15 protein-coding genes and 1 pseudogene are annotated in these 18602 nt (G+C 38.5%); 4 read left to right on the forward strand and 12 right to left on the reverse strand.

Going from position 1 to position 18602, the window contains the following annotated elements:
• Positions 1–28 precede the first annotated feature (28 nt).
• Positions 29–880 (forward strand): hypothetical protein, encoded by an 852-nt coding sequence (locus tag ACYVM0_RS17070; protein ID WP_460558887.1) that lies wholly within the window; start codon positions 29–31, stop codon positions 878–880.
• A 118-nt stretch (positions 881–998) separates the two neighbouring features.
• Here ACYVM0_RS17070 and mutL read toward each other — a convergent pair whose 3' ends face one another.
• The 3 genes and pseudogenes from mutL to ACYVM0_RS17085 form a co-directional block, all read right to left on the reverse strand.
• Positions 999–2840, reverse strand: a complete 1842-nt coding sequence (gene mutL, locus ACYVM0_RS17075) for a DNA mismatch repair endonuclease MutL (protein ID WP_460558889.1) — start codon at positions 2838–2840, stop codon at positions 999–1001.
• A gap of 65 nt (positions 2841–2905) precedes the next feature.
• A pseudogene (locus ACYVM0_RS17080) lies at positions 2906–3154 on the reverse strand (Uma2 family endonuclease); the annotation flags it as partial.
• 36 nt (positions 3155–3190) lie between these two features.
• Entirely contained in the window at positions 3191–3445 is a 255-nt protein-coding gene (locus tag ACYVM0_RS17085; protein ID WP_460558891.1) for a Uma2 family endonuclease, read from the reverse strand.
• An 81-nt stretch (positions 3446–3526) separates the two neighbouring features.
• Between ACYVM0_RS17085 and ACYVM0_RS17090 the strand changes: the two genes are divergently transcribed.
• Positions 3527–6463, forward strand: coding sequence for a glycoside hydrolase family 3 N-terminal domain-containing protein (locus tag ACYVM0_RS17090; RefSeq protein ID WP_460558893.1), 2937 nt, complete (start codon positions 3527–3529; stop codon positions 6461–6463).
• Between the two features lie 29 nt (positions 6464–6492).
• Here ACYVM0_RS17090 and ACYVM0_RS17095 read toward each other — a convergent pair whose 3' ends face one another.
• The 3 genes from ACYVM0_RS17095 to ACYVM0_RS17105 all read right to left on the reverse strand — a co-directional run bounded on the left by ACYVM0_RS17095 (position 6493) and on the right by ACYVM0_RS17105 (position 9323).
• On the reverse strand, positions 6493–7338 hold the full coding sequence (locus tag ACYVM0_RS17095) for an alpha/beta fold hydrolase (protein WP_460558895.1): 846 nt from the start codon (positions 7336–7338) through the stop codon (positions 6493–6495).
• 109 nt (positions 7339–7447) lie between these two features.
• Positions 7448–7690, reverse strand: coding sequence for a DUF6814 family protein (locus tag ACYVM0_RS17100; RefSeq protein WP_460558897.1), 243 nt, complete (start codon positions 7688–7690; stop codon positions 7448–7450).
• Between the two features lie 31 nt (positions 7691–7721).
• Positions 7722–9323: an MFS transporter gene (locus ACYVM0_RS17105; RefSeq protein WP_460558899.1), complete on the reverse strand. Its 1602-nt coding sequence runs from the start codon at positions 9321–9323 to the stop codon at positions 7722–7724.
• Positions 9324–9472: 149 nt separating this feature from the next.
• On the opposite strand from ACYVM0_RS17105, the gene acs reads away from it, so the two are divergent.
• Together acs and ACYVM0_RS17115 are read left to right on the forward strand one after the other, a co-directional pair.
• Positions 9473–11410 (forward strand): acetate--CoA ligase, encoded by a 1938-nt coding sequence (gene acs, locus ACYVM0_RS17110; RefSeq protein ID WP_460558901.1) that lies wholly within the window; start codon positions 9473–9475, stop codon positions 11408–11410.
• 54 nt (positions 11411–11464) lie between these two features.
• On the forward strand, positions 11465–13666 hold the full coding sequence (locus ACYVM0_RS17115) for an FG-GAP-like repeat-containing protein (RefSeq protein WP_460558903.1): 2202 nt from the start codon (positions 11465–11467) through the stop codon (positions 13664–13666).
• A gap of 246 nt (positions 13667–13912) precedes the next feature.
• Here ACYVM0_RS17115 and ACYVM0_RS17120 read toward each other — a convergent pair whose 3' ends face one another.
• From ACYVM0_RS17120 to ACYVM0_RS17145, 6 genes are all read right to left on the reverse strand, one after another.
• Positions 13913–14347 (reverse strand): hypothetical protein, encoded by a 435-nt coding sequence (locus tag ACYVM0_RS17120; RefSeq protein WP_460558905.1) that lies wholly within the window; start codon positions 14345–14347, stop codon positions 13913–13915.
• Complete coding sequence (locus tag ACYVM0_RS17125) at positions 14344–14634, reverse strand: hypothetical protein (protein WP_460558907.1); 291 nt, start codon at positions 14632–14634, stop codon at positions 14344–14346. Before ACYVM0_RS17125 ends, ACYVM0_RS17120 begins: the two co-directional genes overlap by 4 nt.
• Positions 14635–14731: 97 nt before the next feature.
• Positions 14732–14959, reverse strand: coding sequence for a hypothetical protein (locus ACYVM0_RS17130; protein ID WP_460558909.1), 228 nt, complete (start codon positions 14957–14959; stop codon positions 14732–14734).
• 26 nt (positions 14960–14985) lie between these two features.
• Positions 14986–15189 carry a hypothetical protein gene (locus ACYVM0_RS17135; protein WP_460558911.1) on the reverse strand — a complete coding sequence of 68 codons (204 nt, stop codon included), beginning with the start codon at positions 15187–15189 and terminating at the stop codon, positions 14986–14988.
• Positions 15190–15418: 229 nt separating this feature from the next.
• On the reverse strand, positions 15419–15850 hold the full coding sequence (locus ACYVM0_RS17140) for a hypothetical protein (protein ID WP_460558913.1): 432 nt from the start codon (positions 15848–15850) through the stop codon (positions 15419–15421).
• Positions 15847–18552 carry a hypothetical protein gene (locus tag ACYVM0_RS17145; RefSeq protein ID WP_460558915.1) on the reverse strand — a complete coding sequence of 902 codons (2706 nt, stop codon included), beginning with the start codon at positions 18550–18552 and terminating at the stop codon, positions 15847–15849. Before ACYVM0_RS17145 ends, ACYVM0_RS17140 begins: the two co-directional genes overlap by 4 nt.
• Positions 18553–18602: the final 50 nt, after the last annotated feature.

The raw sequence follows: 18602 nt of genomic DNA on the forward strand, positions 1-18602 counted from the left end.
AAATATATTCGCAGCAAATTAAACCCTGATGCCGGGCATTGCCTTATTACTTTCCTTAACCACCACCATAAGCAGTATCCTGCATCCGGCTGCAACATTACCGCTGCAAAAACCGGCAACTTTTACACCTGCAGAAAAAACAGTGCTGCACCAGTTGGGTGATAAGACCATTTCCTTTAAAGTGATACAATACGGTGAATCTGTCAGCACCTGCTGTGTTAATGTACATGACAATGAAGCTACAGCAGTACAGGCCGCACGTGCTATTCTAGAACGGGAAGGCGGGTTATTAATTAAGATCGACAATAATGCACAACGCCTGGTAAGTTTTTCATTTAAAGGTGTGCTATATACATTTGACCCCAACAGGATATTTTCTGCTTCAGGTATCAGGCTTACATTAACTGCCAAAGGAAAAATAAACCCATTGGCAATAACCGAAGTGGAAAAATTTGCTGCACATCTTTTGCAATTGATTCCCGATACTACTTCCTGCATTGTGGCGTTGCATAATAATACAGATGGTGATTATTCCGTTAAAAGTTACCAGGCTGGTGGTAAAAGACAGCATGATGCCAAACAGGTATATGCCGATGACTGGCAGGATGCAGATGATATTGCATTGACAACAGATGAAAATCTGTTTACTAAAATGTCGGCTCTTGGGTATAACAGTATTTTGCAGGACAATGTAAAAGTGGATAAGGACGGATCGCTGAGTGTGTATTATGGCGAACTGAATAAACGGTATATCAATATAGAAACGCAGTTTGGCAAAACAGTACAGTATAAGGAAATGCTGGGCAAGCTGCTGACTATTTTAGATAAAGAGAGAAAACCTGAGAACACCTATGTACCGATGGTTGATGTTGATTACTAAAGACCGTAGATTATTTTTTGTAACAGTGTCGAAAATTAAGCACTGAACATTTTTTTAAGCCAGCGGTGTAGCCAACGTACCGTTGCAAAAAACAAATCCTTCCATTGAAAGGATTAACTTACCGGCCAAACATTTTATCCAGCTCATCTTTTTTAAACTCTAAATAGACAGGCTTGCCATTGGGCGTGATATTTGGTGTGTTGCAATTAAAAAGATTTTCTATCAACACTTTCATTTCTTTATCGGTTAAACTTACACCGGCTTTAATTGATTGCTGTAACGCCAGTGAGCGTAATAGTTTTTCCCTCTTGCTGTATTTCAGATCGTTACTGAAATGTTTGTATTGCTCCAGCATTTTTTCTACCGCAACTTTTTCATTCCCATCTGTAACATCAGCAGGTGAACCCTGGATAACAAAAGTATTGTTACCAAAAGGTTCTAATAAATATCCAAGGTGATTCAGATCCGGTAATAATTCTTTAAGCAATACCGCATCAGTAACAGAAAGGTCTAAAGTGGCAGGAAATAAACTGCGCTGTGTGGCAATTGGTTTACCATCCACTGCGGCAATAAACTGTTCGTATAAAATTCTTTCGTGTGCATTTTGCTGGTGTACCAGGTAGTAGCCTTTGCTGGTTTGCAACACTATATAGCTATTGTGCAACTGCATTAAATTTTCAGTTGACAGTTGGTTGCTGTTAGTATGCAGCATTGATTGTGCTGCAACAGGTGTACCGCCACCTGCCAGTTGCCCGCTATCATCTGACAGCGTTTTTTCAGGCTCATAAAAATCTTTCCAATGCTTCAGTTCGCTTTTGCTTTCAATAAAATGGGATTGGTGTTTTTTAGTGAAGGTGCTGTATAAAGAAGATGATGTTGCAGTTGATTTTTTTTCTTCTGTAAAAGGTTTGCTTACCGCATCCAGTTGCTGAATGGAAACATCCAGGTCAAAATCCAATGTTGGTGTAATACTGAATTGTGCCAGCGCATGTTTTACCGCACTTTGCACAAAAGCGTATACAATCTTTTCGTCCTCAAATTTTATTTCCTGCTTGGTGGGATGTACGTTTATATCCAGTTGCGAGGGGTCCAGATCGATAAACAAAGCGTACATCGGAAAACTATCTTTGGCGATCATCGCATCAAATGCATTCATCAATGCATGATTTAAATAAGCGCTTTTTATAAAACGGTTGTTTACAAAAAAATACTGATCGCCTCTTGTCTTCTTTGCCGTTTCGGGTTTGCCCACAAAACCGTATATATTCATATAATCGGTATGTTCCTGTACACTTACCAGCCTGGCATTATAATTATTACCGAGTATCTGAACAATACGTTGTTTTAGAGTGCCTTTTTCCAAATGAAAAACTTCCTGTCCATTACTGTTAAGAGAAAAGAATACTTCGGGAAAAGCCATGGCCACTCTTATAAACTCGTCTACAATATGTCTTAATTCTGCAGGATTACTTTTTAAAAAATTCCTTCTTGCCGGCACATTGAAAAAAAGATTTTTCATGGCAATGCTGGTGCCGGTGGGTGCCGCAACAGGTTCCTGTTTTGTTACGATGCTGTTTTCAATTTCAAGATAAACACCGGTTTCATCTTCTGCTCTTTTGGTCTTTAATTCCACCTGCGCCACGGCAGCAATACTTGCCAGTGCTTCGCCCCTGAAGCCCATGGTTTTTATGCGGAATAAGTCTTCGATATTACTGATCTTGGAAGTAGCGTGGCGTTCAAAAGCCATACGAGCATCGGTTTCGCTCATGCCCTTGCCATTATCGATCACCTGTATCAACGATTTGCCGGCATCGTTGATGATGAGTTTAACTTCATCTGCACCGGCATCCACAGCGTTTTCCAGCAGCTCCTTTACAGCACTGGCCGGCCGCTGAATTACTTCACCTGCTGCAATCTGATTGGCAATGTTATCGGGTAATAATTGAATGATATCGGGCAAAAGTCCTCCTTTATTTAGTTGGCAAAAGTCGCAAAATTTTCTGACTAAATGGAGATAAAACTATACTAGTCCCAAATATCTGCAAAGCTTACTTCGGCTGTGCAATTATCATCGAAAGTAAAATTAAAGTTTTCCGGATTTAAAGCTACCGGTTGATAAGCACCATCTTCAAATTGATAAATCTCTGTCTTTTTAAAGTGGGGGTCAATTATAGGATAATATGTTAACTTTTGCAATTGATATAATTCCATCTTTTCTCCACGATCTTTTGCTGCAGTTGCCGGAGATAAAATCTCCACTACCAAAACCGGGGGAAAATCTAAATATTTTTTTTTCTATTTTATCGCAAACTACCAAAAGATCTGGCTGCACAACAGTATCTTCTGCAATTTTCCAATCGATAGGTATGTAAGCCTTGTACTTTTTGCAACCTTTTTTAATGCTGTTGTAAAAACCAATGCCAGATTTGCATTAATTGTTTGGTGCTGAGGCACGGGTGCAGGACTCATTGCATAAGGCATGCCTTCAATTAATTCCCATCTGCCTTCCCAAAGGCAATATTCATCGTAAGTATAATGTGGCCGGTATTTTCCAGCAATTGACATATAGTAAAGTTAAAAATATTTTTAAAAGCACCTCCTATTTAAAATGGCTGATATTTGTCTTTATTAAGTATTTTTATAGCTATGATCAAGCACTATTTATTATTCTTTTCCATTGTTTTATGCAGTAAATTTTCGATAGCACAAACCACAGCGGCCAACCGCTGGGCAGATAGTGTGTACAAAACCTTATCCGATGACGAACGCATTGCACAATTAATGGTAGTGCGTTTATCTACTTATGATGCCCGTACAAAGACCGTTACTTTTTTTGATTCCCTGGTTACCAGCCTGATCAAACAATATAATATCGGTGGCATCTGCGTTTTCCAGGGCAGCCCTGTTAAACAGGCAACCATCATCAACAATTTACAAGCCATTGCAAAAACGCCGATACTGATGTGTATAGATGCCGAATGGGGTGTGGGTATGCGAATGATCGATAGTGTATTGCCGTTGCCCAAACAGATGATGCTGGGTGCGGTGTCGGACGCAGGCATAGCTTATCAATATGGAAAAATTGTGGCGGAGCAATGTAAGAGAGTGGGTATACAGGTTAACTATGCTCCTGTTGTGGACGTTAATAATAATCCCAATAACCCTGTTATCAACGACAGAAGTTTTGGCGAAGACAAATATAAAGTGGCTTTATTCGGTGTTCAATACATGAAGGGCATGCAGGATAATGGTGTGATGGCTTGTGCCAAACATTTTCCGGGCCATGGTGATGTTGCGGTAGATTCGCACCTGGATTTACCGGTGATCAATAAATCGATGGCGCAATTAGACTCACTGGAATTATATCCTTTCAAAGAAATTTTTAAGGCTGGTATTGGCAGTGTGATGATAGCACATTTATCGGTTCCCTCAATTGACAATACGCCCAATAAACCCACTTCTATAAGCTTTAAAAATGTTACGGAATTAATGCGTAACGAAATAGGCTACCAGGGCTTAACTTTTACCGATGCCCTGGAAATGCAGGGAGTAAAAAAATATTATCCTGATGGCGCTGCCTCTGTAGAATCGTTAGTGGCGGGCAATGATATGTTATGCTTACCCGGCGATGTGCCCCTGGCAATTGAAAAAATTAAAGCCGCTATTAAAGCAAAAAAACTAAGCTGGGCAGCTATTGAATTGCATTGTAAAAAAGTATTGCTGGCAAAATACCAATACGGATTAACCGCATTACAACCTATCAATACTGATAACCTTACTAATGACCTCAACAGTAAGGTACCTGCCATGAGAAGGTTAATTGCAGAAAATGCATTGACGGTACTGAAAAAAACGGATGATATTTTTTTCCCCATGTTGCCGCCTGTTAAGCCTGTGGCAAACGAAGTAGCTTATGTAAGTATTGGCAACAGCAGCGACAATGGCTTTGCAAAACGTATGCGTAGTGATTATGCCGCAGACGTTTTCTATTTTAATTACTTGCAGGATGGTGCTGATAATATAAGGCTGGTTGATTCAATAAAGAAAGTGTACAAAAGAGTAATCATTGGCGTTCATAATTATAACCGTGCGCCTGCCAATAATTTCGGTATTTCAAAAGCTGCGGTTGACCTGGCAACAACATTGCAACAACAAACCAATGCCATCACTTTTGTTTTTGGTAATTGTTATGCTATAAAAAACTGGTGTGCCGCAAAAAATATAGTGGCTTGTTACGAAGATGATGATATAATACAAAATACGGCGATAGATTTATTGGAAGGAAAAATTGCTGCTAAAGGAAAATTACCGGTTACGGTTTGTGATGACTATCAATATGGCAGCGGCATTATTACATCCGGCTTTTTTTTACCCCACATCAATCCTGACGAAGCAGGGCTTGACCCGGTTAAATTGAACACGGTTGATTCTGTTGTAACCGATGCTATTGAAAAAGGTGCTACCCCCGGTGGTGTGGTATTGGTGGTAAAAGATGGCCGGATCGCTTACCACAAAGCTTATGGCCATTACACTTATGATAGCAAAGAGCCGGTACAGTTAGAGTCTATTTATGATATGGCCTCAGTTACAAAAATCTGTGCCACTACTATCAGCATCATGAAATTGTATGATGCCGGAAAAATTGATCTTAAAAAAACTTTAGGCGATTACCTGCCCTGGGTAAAGGGAAGCAATAAAGAGCATTTACTGATTGAGAATATTTTACTGCACCAGGCGGGCCTGGTTTCTTTTATCCCTTTTTATAAAGAAACTATTGATGCGGAAGGGAAGCCGTTAGCAAAATATTATTCCACTAAACAGACTGATTCTTTTAGCATACGTGTGGCGGAAAATTTATTTATGCGTAACGACTGGAGAGATACTATGTATAAAAGGATTTTGCAAAGTCCGTTAGGAGAAACCGGCAAATACATTTACAGCGATAATGATTTTATTTTCCTGGGCAAAGTAGTAGAAGCCGTAAGCGGATTACCATTGGATGAATATGCTAAACAGGAATTTTATAACCCATTAGGTTTAACTACTGCAGGTTTTAAACCAAGGGAACATTTTGCACTCAACAGGATAATACCTACCGAACAGGAAAAAACTTTTCGGCTGCAATTATTACGTGGCGATGTGCATGATCCGGGCGCATCCATGTTTGGGGGCGTATCGGGCCATGCAGGTTTATTCAGCAATGCTTACGACCTGGCGGTGATCATGCAAATGCTTTTGAATGATGGCACTTTTAACGGAAAAAAATATCTGAACAAGGAAACAGTTGCCCTGTTTACTGCTTACCACAGTACCATCAGCCGCCGTGGTTACGGTTTTGATAAACCTGAAAAAGATAATGCCAGCAGGCCGGAGCCCTACCCTTGTTTATCAGCATCGCCGCAAACCTTTGGCCATACCGGTTATACGGGCACTTGCGTATGGGCCGATCCTGCAAATAAGCTCATCTTTATTTTCTTAAGTAACCGTGTTAATCCTGATGGTGGCGATATCAATAAAAAATTATTGAACCTGAATGTGCGGCCAAAAATTCATGAAGCGATCTATAAAGCGTTGGGGTTGTAACTGGTCAAAGGTGAAAAATCAATAGCAGGTCAATATAGTTGCAGCAATATTTTTTTCAACTCATCCATTCTTTTCCATGGTATCTGGTGATCGGCGCCACGCAATGTATCTGCAGTAATTGATCTTGCATTCACCATCATCTTTGTACCGTATGCAATATTCTTTATAGGCACCCAGGTATCCTTATCGCCATGTACAAATAAAATATTACAGGTAACTTTTTTAAAATCTTCCTGCAAGGGCAGCAGGTCATTTTTAAGATAGAGCAATTCTGTATTGCTTGGACCGAATGCTCCGGGCAGTGCCCAATACATGGGCCTTACATTCATAATTTTCCGCCAGGTTTCTTTTGCTTCCTGGTTAATATCAATAGCTCCCGCAATAAGAATTACGGTGTTAAACAATTCCGGATTATCAGCAGCTAATTTTACTGCCACCGGTCCGCCCATACTATGGCCGGCTACATACATAGGTGCACTGGTTTTTAATTGCTGCAATACCGGTAAAATAATGTTGCATTGTTCCTGCAAATGCATGGCTTTACCAAAATCGCTATACCCAAAGCCCGGGCGGTCTATGGCTACGATGCGGAATTTTTTGCGCATGGATGAATCCCACATATACTTCATGTAATTCATCCAGCTGCCGGGGCTGCCGTGTATAAAAACCAATGTAGGTAAAGTATCCGGACCACAAACGGCATAATGCAAATGCCTTTTATTAATTACAGTATCATAAATAATAAGGGGAACTTGTTTAGATTTAAAGACACTGTAGGCTTTTTTATCGCTCCACCGGTTACGCATAATAAAACATTGGGCTAATAAAAGCCATACCGAAATTAAAGCCAAGCTGTAGGTTAATGTACGCCTCATAATTTTTTTAGAACGATGGGTAAGCATTTTTGTTACATTTATTCCACGAATTAAAAAACAATTACACGAATTAGCGGAAATAAATTAGTGTAATTCGATTTAATTAGTGTTATAGTTCTTCGGAGCTTTCAGGCAATCTATCATACTCCCCCTTCAATGCATAAAAGCCAAATATCATCAGGCCAATAGCAATTGGTGTAAATATGGTAATAATAATAACCCAGGGGATAGGCTTATTAATATCTTTTGTACCGGCACCAATATTATGAACGGCACCCATTACTAAAAAATAAATTACTACAGGAGCAATCACCAACCAAATAAAACCCATTATTCTTTTAAGCTGATTCATAAAAAATATTCCTGCCTTCCGGCAGGCAGGTTTAGTCGTTAATTTCTTTATCAATTTTATTATTCAGGTATAAAGTACCAATTACAAAACACAATGCCGCAACACCAATCGGATACCATAGGCCTACCAATGGATCGGTTGTAAATGTTGCCGATAACAAGGTAGCTATAAATGGCACCAGTCCGCCAAACACGCCATTACCAATATGATAAGGCAAGCTCATTGAAGTGTATCTTATTTTAGTAGGAAATAATTCCACCAGAAATGCTGCCACGGGCCCGTACACCATTGTTACAAAAATGATCATGATCCATACCAGCCCGATGAATTTCCATTTCAATCCGCTGGTAAGTACTTTATCTGAATAGGCCGGTTTTACATCCTTGCTGATCCATAAAAAACCCGATTGATCCTTATAATAACTTTTTACATCTCCGTTCTTTACCAATGCCCCGGTATCGGCATAGGTTTCTGTAAATTTTAACCCGCTGCTTAATTGCCACACACTTTTTACATGTGTAATAACTATTGTTTCATCATTTCGTTTTACGGTATCATATTTTACCGAAGGATTATTTTGCCCTTCAATATTTACATAGCGCATGCCTTCATTCCTGCTTTTCCATTCTGCTGCATTGGCATCGTTTAATAAAGTGCCAAATATAAACCTGTAAAAAATAACGCCTAATAACATTCCTGTAAGCATGATCCATTTTCTGCCGATCTTATCGCTTAATGCACCAAACACTAAAAAGAAGGGTGTAGCTAAACCGATAGCCCACAATAATATTTCCCTGTTCTGTACAAATTCTATCTTCACGGTATTCTCTAAAAAACTTTGTGCATAAAACTGCCCGGTATACCAGATAACACCCTGCCCCATCACTGCGCCAAACAAAGCCAGCAATACCATTTTGAAATTCGCTTTATGACCAAAACTTTCTTTTAAAGGGTTAACCGATGTTTTCTTTTCTGCTTTTAGTTTGGCAAACACCGGCGATTCATTCATTCTTAAACGGATATAAATAGAAACACCTACCAGCAAAATAGATATCCAGAAAGGATAGCGCCATCCGCCCCACTCTGCATTAAACTGTGCTTCTGTAAGCCTGCTTTTTACCAGCATAATTACCCCTAATGCCACAAACAAACCCAATGTAGCGGTGGTTTGTATCCATGCAGTAAAATAACCGCGGCGATGTGCTGGCGCATGCTCTGCCACATAAGTTGCAGCGCCACCATACTCGCCACCCAATGCTAAACCTTGTATTAATCTTAATAATAAAACCAGTAATGGTGCCGCCATACCAATGGCTTTATAAGAGGGCACCAGGCCAATCAAAAAAGTAGAACCGCCCATTAAAACCAGTGTTAATAAGAACGTATATTTTCTGCCGATCAGGTCACCCAATCTTCCAAACACCAATGCTCCAAAGGGACGTACCAAAAAGCCGGCAGCAAAAATAGCCAGTGTACTCAGCAGGGCTGCTGTTTCATTACCCTCAGGAAAAAATTGTGTAGAGATTGTTTTGGCCAGCATACCAAAAATGTAAAAATCATACCATTCAATTAATGTGCCCAGCGAAGAAGAGAAAATGACCTTACCTATTCCTTTTGTAGAATGCTCATTCATATAGTAAACAATTGTTAGGGAAAGATACTATGTTTTTAAAGTCAACTGTCCTGTAATGTAGGTTATGATAAAAAAAATGTACAAATTGTTTTTAAAGTACAATTAAATCAATTGGTATCTATAAATTTGAGCAAGATAAAAAAAAGAACATGTCATATCCTTATCAGATTGCTTCACTGGAACAATATCATGCTGATTATAAAAAAAGTGTAGACGACCCGGAAGGCTTTTGGGGAGCTGTTGCCGAAAATTTTGAATGGCGTAAAAAACATGATAAAGTTTTAGAGTGGAATTTTACCGAACCTAAAGTAGAATGGTTTAAAGGTGCTAAACTGAATATCACTGAAAACTGCATCGACCGCCATTTAAAAACCATGGCAGATAAACCTGCTATCATCTGGGAGCCTAATAACCCTGAAGAAAGAGTACGCATTGTTACCTATGCCCGTTTACATAAACGTGTGTGCCAGGTAGCACAGATGCTGGTGAACAATGGTGTAAAAAAAGGCGATCGTGTATGTATATACATGGGCATGGTACCCGAACTGGCTTATGCCATTTTAGGTTGCGCAAGAATTGGTGCCATACACAGCGTAATATTCGGTGGTTTTAGTGCGCAAAGTATTGCAGACAGGTTATACGATGCACAGGCCGAATTTATTATTACCTGCGATGGTGCGTACCGTGGCGCAAAAGATATTCCGCTTAAAAGTGTGATTGATGATGCATTGATAGGCAACCGTACTGTAAAAAAAGTTTTTGTATATACCCGTACAAGAATTCCGGTATCTATGCTTAAGGGACGGGACCTGTGGTGGGAAGATGAAATGGAATATGCCGAAACACAAGTGGAAAAAGATGGCGTGGTTTCTTTTCCGGCAGTGGAAATGGATGCAGAAGATCCTTTATTTATTTTATACACTTCGGGCAGTACCGGCAAACCAAAAGGTGTGGTGCATAGCAGTGCAGGTTATATGGTATGGACCAACTACACTTTTGTAAACGTGTTTCAATACCAGCCGGGCCAGGTACATTTTTGCACCGCAGATATAGGCTGGATCACCGGCCACAGTTATATTGTATATGGCCCTTTAAGTGCAGGTGGTACTTCATTAATGTTTGAAGGTGTTCCCACCTATCCTGATGCAGGAAGATTCTGGGATATTGTAGACAGGCATAAAGTAAATATTTTGTATACCGCCCCTACTGCTATAAGAAGCCTGATGGGTTTTGGTTTAGATCCATTAAAAGGAAAAGATCTGTCTTCTTTAAAAATATTAGGCACCGTTGGCGAACCCATCAATGAAGAAGCATGGCATTGGTACGACGAGCATATCGGTAAGAAAAAATGCCCGATAGTTGATACCTGGTGGCAGACAGAAAACGGAGGTGTGCTCATTTCAAATCTTGCCGGCATTACTCCATCAAAACCAAGCTGGGCTACTTTGCCAATGCCGGGTGTGCAACCCATTTTAGTAGATGAGAATGGAAAAGAAGTAACTGAAAAAGATGAGCATGGCATGCTGAAAGGAAACCTTTGCATTAAAGCGCCGTGGCCATCTATTTTAAGAACCACCTATGGCGATCATGAACGCTGCCGCCTCAACTATTTTGCAACTTATCCCAATTTATATTTCACCGGTGATGGTGCCTTAAAAGATGCGGATGGCAATTACAGGATCACAGGCAGGGTAGACGATGTATTAAATGTAAGCGGCCATCGTATTGGCACCGCAGAAGTGGAGAATGCCATTAACATGCATGCCGGTGTGGTGGAAAGTGCTGTAGTGGGTTATCCGCATGATATAAAAGGGCAAGGTATTTATGCCTATGTTATTTACGGGCACATGCATGGCGATGAAGAACATACCAAAAAAGATATTTTACAAACTGTAACAAGAGTGATTGGTGCCATTGCAAAACCAGATAAGATACAATTTGTATCGGGCCTGCCTAAAACAAGAAGTGGCAAGATCATGCGCCGCATACTGAGAAAAATTGCTGAAGGTGAAATGGCAAACCTGGGCGACACTTCTGCCTTATTAGATCCGGGTGTGGTGGAAGAAATTAAAAATGGTAAACTATAACCATGCTTTTGCTGTTGGGCTATATAACGCTGTATTTTTAAGGCTGCACACAATATGAAATATTATATCACTTGCTGTTTTGCGCTGGCTACTTTTATTAATACAGTAAATGCGCAAATGAAAAGTTGTTGTGAACCCGATGGTGTACAACTGGTTTCTGCTGTACCACAAACAAAGGGTACTTTAAAAATGGTGAAGATACTGGACAGCATCAGCAAACATGCTAATCCCGAAGATTTTTATGTGATGAATACGCAGCGTGCTGCCAACTACAGAAAAAAACTGGATACAGAAAAAGATCCCAACAAAAGGGTAAACCTCTACTTTCAATATTGTATTGAATCTTTAAATGCCGGCAATACCGAAGAAGCTATTAATGTGCTTAAACAGGTAATGTCTGCCATGGGTATTACCGGGCAGAATTTTACAGAGCAGTACAAACAGTTTTTTGATCAGCTGGCCATCAGCTATATGAGAAAAGGCGAACTGGAAAATTGCGCCGCCAATCACAATCCCCAAAGCTGCATTATTCCTATACAGGGAGAAGGAATACACAAATTAACTTATGGTTCAGAAGTAGCTATTGAATTGTATAAACTCATTCTTGCCAAATATCCTGATGACCTGCAATCAAGATATTTATTGAACATTGCTTACATGACGCTGGGTAAATACCCTGCAGAAGTACCTAAACAATGGTTGATCGAATCGGGCGTGTTTGCACAAAGTAATAGCAGCAATATTGTTTTAAAAGATATTGCGGGCAAAAAAGGTGTTGATATGAATGGCATATCCGGCGGTTGTGTTGTGGAAGACCTGGATAATGATGGCTTACTCGATATCATGGCTACATCGTATGGATTAAGCGACCAGGTACGTTATATGCACCAGATGAAAGACGGCAGTTTTAAAACAGAAACCACCACCGCTGGATTAGTGGGCATAACAGGTGGTTTAAATTTAATTCATGCTGATTATAATAATGATGGTTTTGAAGATATCGTTGTATTACGTGGCGGCTGGTGGGGTAAGAATGCAAAATTTCCATTCTCTTTGTTGAAAAATAATGGCAACAATACTTTTGAAGATGTTACCATTGAGCTGGGACTGTATTCTCCTGCACCAACGCAAACTGCCAGCTGGGGCGATTTTAATAACGATGGGTGGATAGATCTTTTTGTACCGCACGAAAACTACCCCAGCCAGTTATTCATCAATCATAAAGGGAAATTTAAAGACGAAGCAGCAAAGTATGGTTTAAACATTACCACTTTTGCAAAAGGCTGTGTATGGGGCGATATCAACAACGATGGCTTTCCTGACCTCTACCTTTCTGTTTTAGGGCAACCCAATAAGTTATGGTTGAACAAACCCGGTGCTGTTGCCGGCGAAAGAATATTTGAAGACATCAGCAAAGCCGCAGGAGTGGAAGAACCGATCTATAGTTTTCCTACCTGGTTCTTTGATTTTGATAACGATGGATTACTGGATCTTTATGTTTCCGGTTACGATACCCGCCAGTTTACCCTGGTGGCACAGGATGTTGCACGGGATATGATGGGCATGAGCCCATTGGGAGATTTGCCACGTCTTTATCATAACAATGGCAACAATACTTTTACTGATGTAAGTAAACAATATGGTGTTGATCATGTTAGCTATGCGATGGGTTGTAATTACGGAGATATAGATAATGATGGCTGGCCCGATTTTTACCTGGGCACCGGTGCACCCGAATTTCAAAGCATCATTCCTAATAAATTATACCACAACTTAGGGGGCAAAAAATTTGAAGACATCAGTTATGCCACCAATACAGCACATATTCAAAAAGGACATGCGGTGGCTTTTGCAGATATTGATAATGATGGCGACCAGGATATTTATGAAGTAATGGGTGGTGCCGTGGAAGGGGATCGTTTTAGAAATGTACTTTTTGAAAACACCACCAGCACCGGCAATCACTGGATACAATTAAAACTGGAAGGTGTTACATGCAACCGTGCTGCCATTGGTGCAAGAGTAAAAATAAAAGTTATTATGGAAGATGGAACAGTGCAGCACTTCTATCATACAGTTAGCACCGGCGGAAGTTTTGGTTCGCAAACTCTACGTGTAGAAGCCGGTTTGGGTAAAGCAAAATCTATTGAAGCAATAGAAATACAATGGCCCAATGCAAAATTGACTAAAGAAATTATTACCGGTGTACAGCTGGATACTTTGGTGAAAATAAAAGAAGGATTGGGGAAGCAATGAGGGAGTGTGAGCGTAAACTCATTTTACTAAAATTCAAATACAGTTCGTACAATTTTTCACCAGTAGGCAAAACCGAATTCAATCCCGGAATTAGTTTACTCTTCGGGGTAAATCCAATTTTTCAAATAGCTCTTCGGTGGCGGAGCTAAAATTATAAAAGAAAAAGGTTCGTATATTTATATACAAACCTTAAAAGACAATTTTACATGCTGAGTATATTCCCAATATAGCATACACAACAAACAACTAATTGCTCTCTTCTGCAATACTCAAATAAACAGGTTTATTTTCCCGCAAACATTCCTCTATAAGAGTATAAGTTCCAATTGCCCATTTAATATGCAGATCTTCATCTTTATGCATCTTAATCTTTTTACCCCTAAACATAGCAATGTTTTGCCTTACAATTTTTTTGGGTCTTTCCGCAATCAGCTTTTCTATATATGTCCCAAATTCGTTACGCAAATTTTCCGATTCCAGTGTTGTTAACGCTATATCCCGAAAAGGAATTAGTTTTAATTTATCGGGAATAGCCTTAGTTATTATTGCTAAATAATCTTCATCATCTACTTTATGGCGGGACCCTTCTGCTTTGTAATATAGCCCCTGGCCTACGTTTGCAAACCATTCCTTTTCTGTTTTATCACTGCTGGATGTATTATAAAATGTTATGTTCATCATTTTGATTTTAAAAAGATTAATATTACTTCGTCCTCTTTGATATCTTTTTTAATATCATTTATTCTTATTTTTCCAAATCCATTTTCTTTAGCCCATTTACCGGAGAAAGTTTCAAAGGCCGCTTTTTCATTACTCAATCCTGCATTTTTTGCTTTCCAAAATTGTTGCAATAAAACAGAGCTGCCGCCATAATCAGCATAAATGTTGTGAGTTGTCCATAATTCAATAGTACCGTCTACTTTAACAAATTTAGGGCTTTGCTTAAAGAATGCCAATGCGTCATTCAACTAGGTTTAAAGATTAGGATAGTTGTTAAACTTGTAACCATGTCAAAATAAAAGTGTGCGAATATTCACACACTTTTATTTCTAAACTGATATAAGGTTATATAAACCCTTTTTCTTTTTTGAGTTTACTAACATAAGAATTGAATTCTTCTTCTGTGAGGTCTTCTCTGTCTACTGAAGGATCATACCAAATTTTTGAGGCGTACGTCATATCTTCCTTAAAGTCCCCTGTTTCCCATTGAAAGGCATAGAAAGTAGAAAACTCAGGTTCTATTTCTTCAATTATAGGTCTTAGACCATACTTATAATATTTTTTTTCTAACATAATTTTTAATTTATTTTAAAGAAATTTTATTCCAAGCTTGGATGTAAAGTTTGAATTGTTCTTTTTTTAAGTTGAGAAATCTTGATTTTTTCCTCAATAGTAAGATTTCTTGTTTTTGATAAAGCTTCTATATTTCTATGTTCTTTATACAACTCGTGCCCAATTTCATCAGCAGCTTCATACATTTCTTTAAGATGCAAACGAAATTCCACAATATGTCCATCTTTCATTTTACTATTCATCAAAATATCTCTATACCCATTAAGTTGATTTTGAAAAAATATCTACCGGGACACAGTATACGCCATTTGGTAAAAAAAGACTGCGGCGTAGATTGATGCAGCTACGGATGTGATGCCACCTGCGGATACAGAAAAAGGTTCGTATATTTCTATACGAACCCTAAAAGACAATTTTACATGCTGAGTATATTCCCAATATAGCATACACAACAAATAACTAATTGCTCTCTTCTTCAATACTCAAATAAACTGGTTTATTTTCCCGCAAACATTTCTCTATAAGAGTATAAGTTTTAATTGCCCATTTAATATGCAGATCTTCATCTTTATGCATTTTGATCTCCTTACCTCTAAACATAGCAACATTTTGTCTAACAATTTTTTTGGGTCTTTTCGCAATCAGCATTTCTATGTATGTCCCAAATTCATTTAGCAAATTTTCTGATTCCATTGTTGTTAACGCTATATCCCAAAAAGGAATCAGTTTTAATTTATCGGGAATAACCTTAGTTATTATTGCTAAATAATCTTCATCATCTACTTTATGGCGGGACCCTGCTGCTTTGTATAGCCCCTGGCCTACGTTTGCAAACCATTCCTTTTCTGTTTTATCCCTTCTGGATGTATTATAAAATGTTATATTCATCATTTTGATTTTAAAAAGTTTAATATTACTTCGTCCTCTTCGATATCTTTGTTAATATCCTTTATTCTTATTTTTCCAAATCCATTTTCTTTAGCCCATTTACCGGAGAAAGTTTCAAATGCCGCTTTTTCATTACTCAATCCTGCATTTTTTGCTTTCCAAAATTGTTGCAATAAAATAGAACTACCACCATAATCGGCATAAATTTTTTGAGTTGTCCATAATTCAATAGTACCATCTACTTTACCAAATTTAGGGCTTTGCTTAAAGAAAGCCAATGCATCGTTCAACATTAACCTTCCTAAACCCGACATTTTTTCACTAATTTTAAGCGGCAAGTTAAAATCAGCATATAATAAATGTTCGCCTTTATTAATTGCATGTTTTATATCTTCTGTTATAGTAGTCTCATCAAATAATGTAACTGAACTTTTTAAATCTATTTTTACACCATCCTGTATCAGTCTATAAACTAATTTATATGCTTTTTCGTTTGCTCTTATTATTTCCCCCATTGCATTACCAAACTCATCAATCAATTTAAAGCTTACCCAGGCCCCTGTTTTACTTGCCTCGCCAAGCCTGCTTATATCTTCAACTATTATTATTCTTCTCCTGTTAAGTATGGCTTCCAGCTTCTCAATTAATGCTGCTCCTTTTGCACTCCAAATTTCTTTTAAAGCATTTCTAACTTCTTTTGCAGTTCCTGCTGCTATTGCTTCTCCTTTGTAAATGGCGGCAATTCTTACAATTTCATTATTGGTCCCAAGCCCTTTTATAAATAATACCCCACTATCCTGCAGGCGGGTAGCGGCTGCAAAGTTTACTGCTACAGGCCACCCTGACAAGGCTTCGTTACTGAAGATAATTTTTTTTACAGTATTGCCGGTAAAGTTGGCTATGTTTCTTTCAAATACAATCCTGGTAAAGCAGGCAACTATAAAATCTTTTACTTTAAAGTTTTTAACCAGTTCTGCAGCTCTTAGCAGTGTTGTGCCAAACTTAAGGCAGGAATTTATTAATGCAGGGCCAGCGGTAATTAAAGTACCCACTAAGTATATTTTTTCCCACGTTTCTAAAAATTCTTTCCCGCCTTCCATTTCCTCTATTTCTTTGCGAAAGGCTTGTACAGTAATATCTGTTACGGCTAACCCAATATCGGCCATTGACAGTGCAAATACTAATGGATTACCTGTAGTTGCTACTGTTACAATACCTGCTATAACCGCCAATACATCAAACCCTATACGTATGTTTTGGGATATGTTATCCCATTCTGCTTCATCTGACAGCGCTTTTACAAAAATAGCAGGTACCAGTAAGGACAATTGTTCTTTCCCTGAAATATCTGTAAACATCACCATATCCAGCGGTTTATACATTGCGCCTTTGTCGCCCTCAATGGCAGGTACATCTTCCCAAAACTTTTCGGGCATCACATCCATTCCGCCCGGCGGCACTTCTATAAGTTGCTGAAGAAAAAATTCATCGTTCCCTTCGTTAACACCGGTTACATTACCGTCAAGTTTGTAATTACCACCTACCGTAAACATTTTATCAATAACAGTAAGATTTTTTGTATCATTCACCATACAAAGTGCATAAACCAGGTTGCTGAAGATGATGCGGTTACTTACTTTTTGCCCGTTTATTTCTGAGCTTCCATCCAGGCTCTTATAAATTGCTTTTACAAATTTTTGATCTGCAGAAAATTTTTCATACAAAAGTTTTGCGTTGCCCAATACTCTTAACACTTTAATCAATGCTGCACTTGCATCTTTAAAAATGCTTAACAGGCCTGTGTCATCATACTCGGTAAGTTTTACAACATGTTCCCAAAGTGTGTTGGCAGGTACATCATTATTTTTGTTTAAGTAATCAACTACAAACTCTGGCATGCTATCATACAAAAATTTTAATTGATTAATATCCGTACAAGTTTTTAAGCATTGCGCAAACTTATCTATGATGGGTTTCTTTATCGCAACGTTTGAGTTTTTATTGCCTAGTTCTGAAACAACAGCAATATAGTCGTCAATAACTGCTGATGTAATTACAACAGCCTTGTATTTATTGTTTAAATAATAATCATCCTTTTCTGGCGTATAAGATGCATCCTGTCTTAATGCAAATGTGTTTTTGTAGTAATATTCCAATCCGCCGATGCAGACTTTATTTTTAGGGTCTAATGTAAACCACCATCCATGTTGAAGACCATAACTGGCCTGTTCCAAATAGCATATTCTCTTATTCAGCTTACCTGTTAAAGTTACTTTTTGGGTATTTCCATTTGAATCTACATATTCATAAGGGATATTGTCTATTACTTCATAAACATTGCTGCTTTGTACACCTGTAAATGGGTCAGAACCTGATGAAGAATAAGAAACTGCCCCCTGAAATGTTCTATAATCGAAAATTGCGAGTCCATTCATTTTTAAATAACTCACCAGTTTCATAAAATCAATACCGTCAGTGTAAAATTCATCACTGAAGGGTTCGCTTTCACAAGGGTTGGCCGGCTGGCCTACACTTGCCGTGTTCAATTGCATTTCATCCCAAATATTTCGAGATATATCTTCAAAGCTTTTACTTGTTTGTACTGAACTAAAGGTTGTACTGCTTGCTGGTTGAAACAGACTGCTTAACATTATTTTATTTGCTTTAGTATTCCTGTATACGGGTATACTATTTATCTTTTTCATTATAACATTTTTTTTTGCTTTTAAAAACAGCGACTACCCACTTATGTAAG

Source organism: Ferruginibacter profundus (genome assembly GCF_054783275.1).

Excerpts from the sequence above, each read along its gene's own strand:
- ACYVM0_RS17135 (WP_460558911.1), bottom strand. The coding sequence starts at position 15,189 with ATGAAAGATGGACATATTGTGGAATTTCGTTTGCATCTTAAAGAAATG.
- acs (WP_460558901.1), top strand. The coding sequence starts at position 9,473 with ATGTCATATCCTTATCAGATTGCTTCACTGGAACAATATCATGCTGAT.
- ACYVM0_RS17145 (WP_460558915.1), bottom strand. The coding sequence starts at position 18,552 with ATGAAAAAGATAAATAGTATACCCGTATACAGGAATACTAAAGCAAAT.
- ACYVM0_RS17090 (WP_460558893.1), top strand. The coding sequence starts at position 3,527 with ATGATCAAGCACTATTTATTATTCTTTTCCATTGTTTTATGCAGTAAA.
- ACYVM0_RS17115 (WP_460558903.1), top strand. The coding sequence starts at position 11,465 with ATGAAATATTATATCACTTGCTGTTTTGCGCTGGCTACTTTTATTAAT.
- ACYVM0_RS17100 (WP_460558897.1), bottom strand. The coding sequence starts at position 7,690 with ATGAATCAGCTTAAAAGAATAATGGGTTTTATTTGGTTGGTGATTGCT.
- ACYVM0_RS17095 (WP_460558895.1), bottom strand. The coding sequence starts at position 7,338 with ATGAGGCGTACATTAACCTACAGCTTGGCTTTAATTTCGGTATGGCTT.
- ACYVM0_RS17120 (WP_460558905.1), bottom strand. The coding sequence starts at position 14,347 with ATGATGAACATAACATTTTATAATACATCCAGCAGTGATAAAACAGAA.
- ACYVM0_RS17130 (WP_460558909.1), bottom strand. The coding sequence starts at position 14,959 with ATGTTAGAAAAAAAATATTATAAGTATGGTCTAAGACCTATAATTGAA.
- ACYVM0_RS17070 (WP_460558887.1), top strand. The coding sequence starts at position 29 with ATGCCGGGCATTGCCTTATTACTTTCCTTAACCACCACCATAAGCAGT.
- ACYVM0_RS17105 (WP_460558899.1), bottom strand. The coding sequence starts at position 9,323 with ATGAATGAGCATTCTACAAAAGGAATAGGTAAGGTCATTTTCTCTTCT.
- ACYVM0_RS17085 (WP_460558891.1), bottom strand. The coding sequence starts at position 3,445 with ATGTCAATTGCTGGAAAATACCGGCCACATTATACTTACGATGAATAT.
- ACYVM0_RS17140 (WP_460558913.1), bottom strand. The coding sequence starts at position 15,850 with ATGATGAATATAACATTTTATAATACATCCAGAAGGGATAAAACAGAA.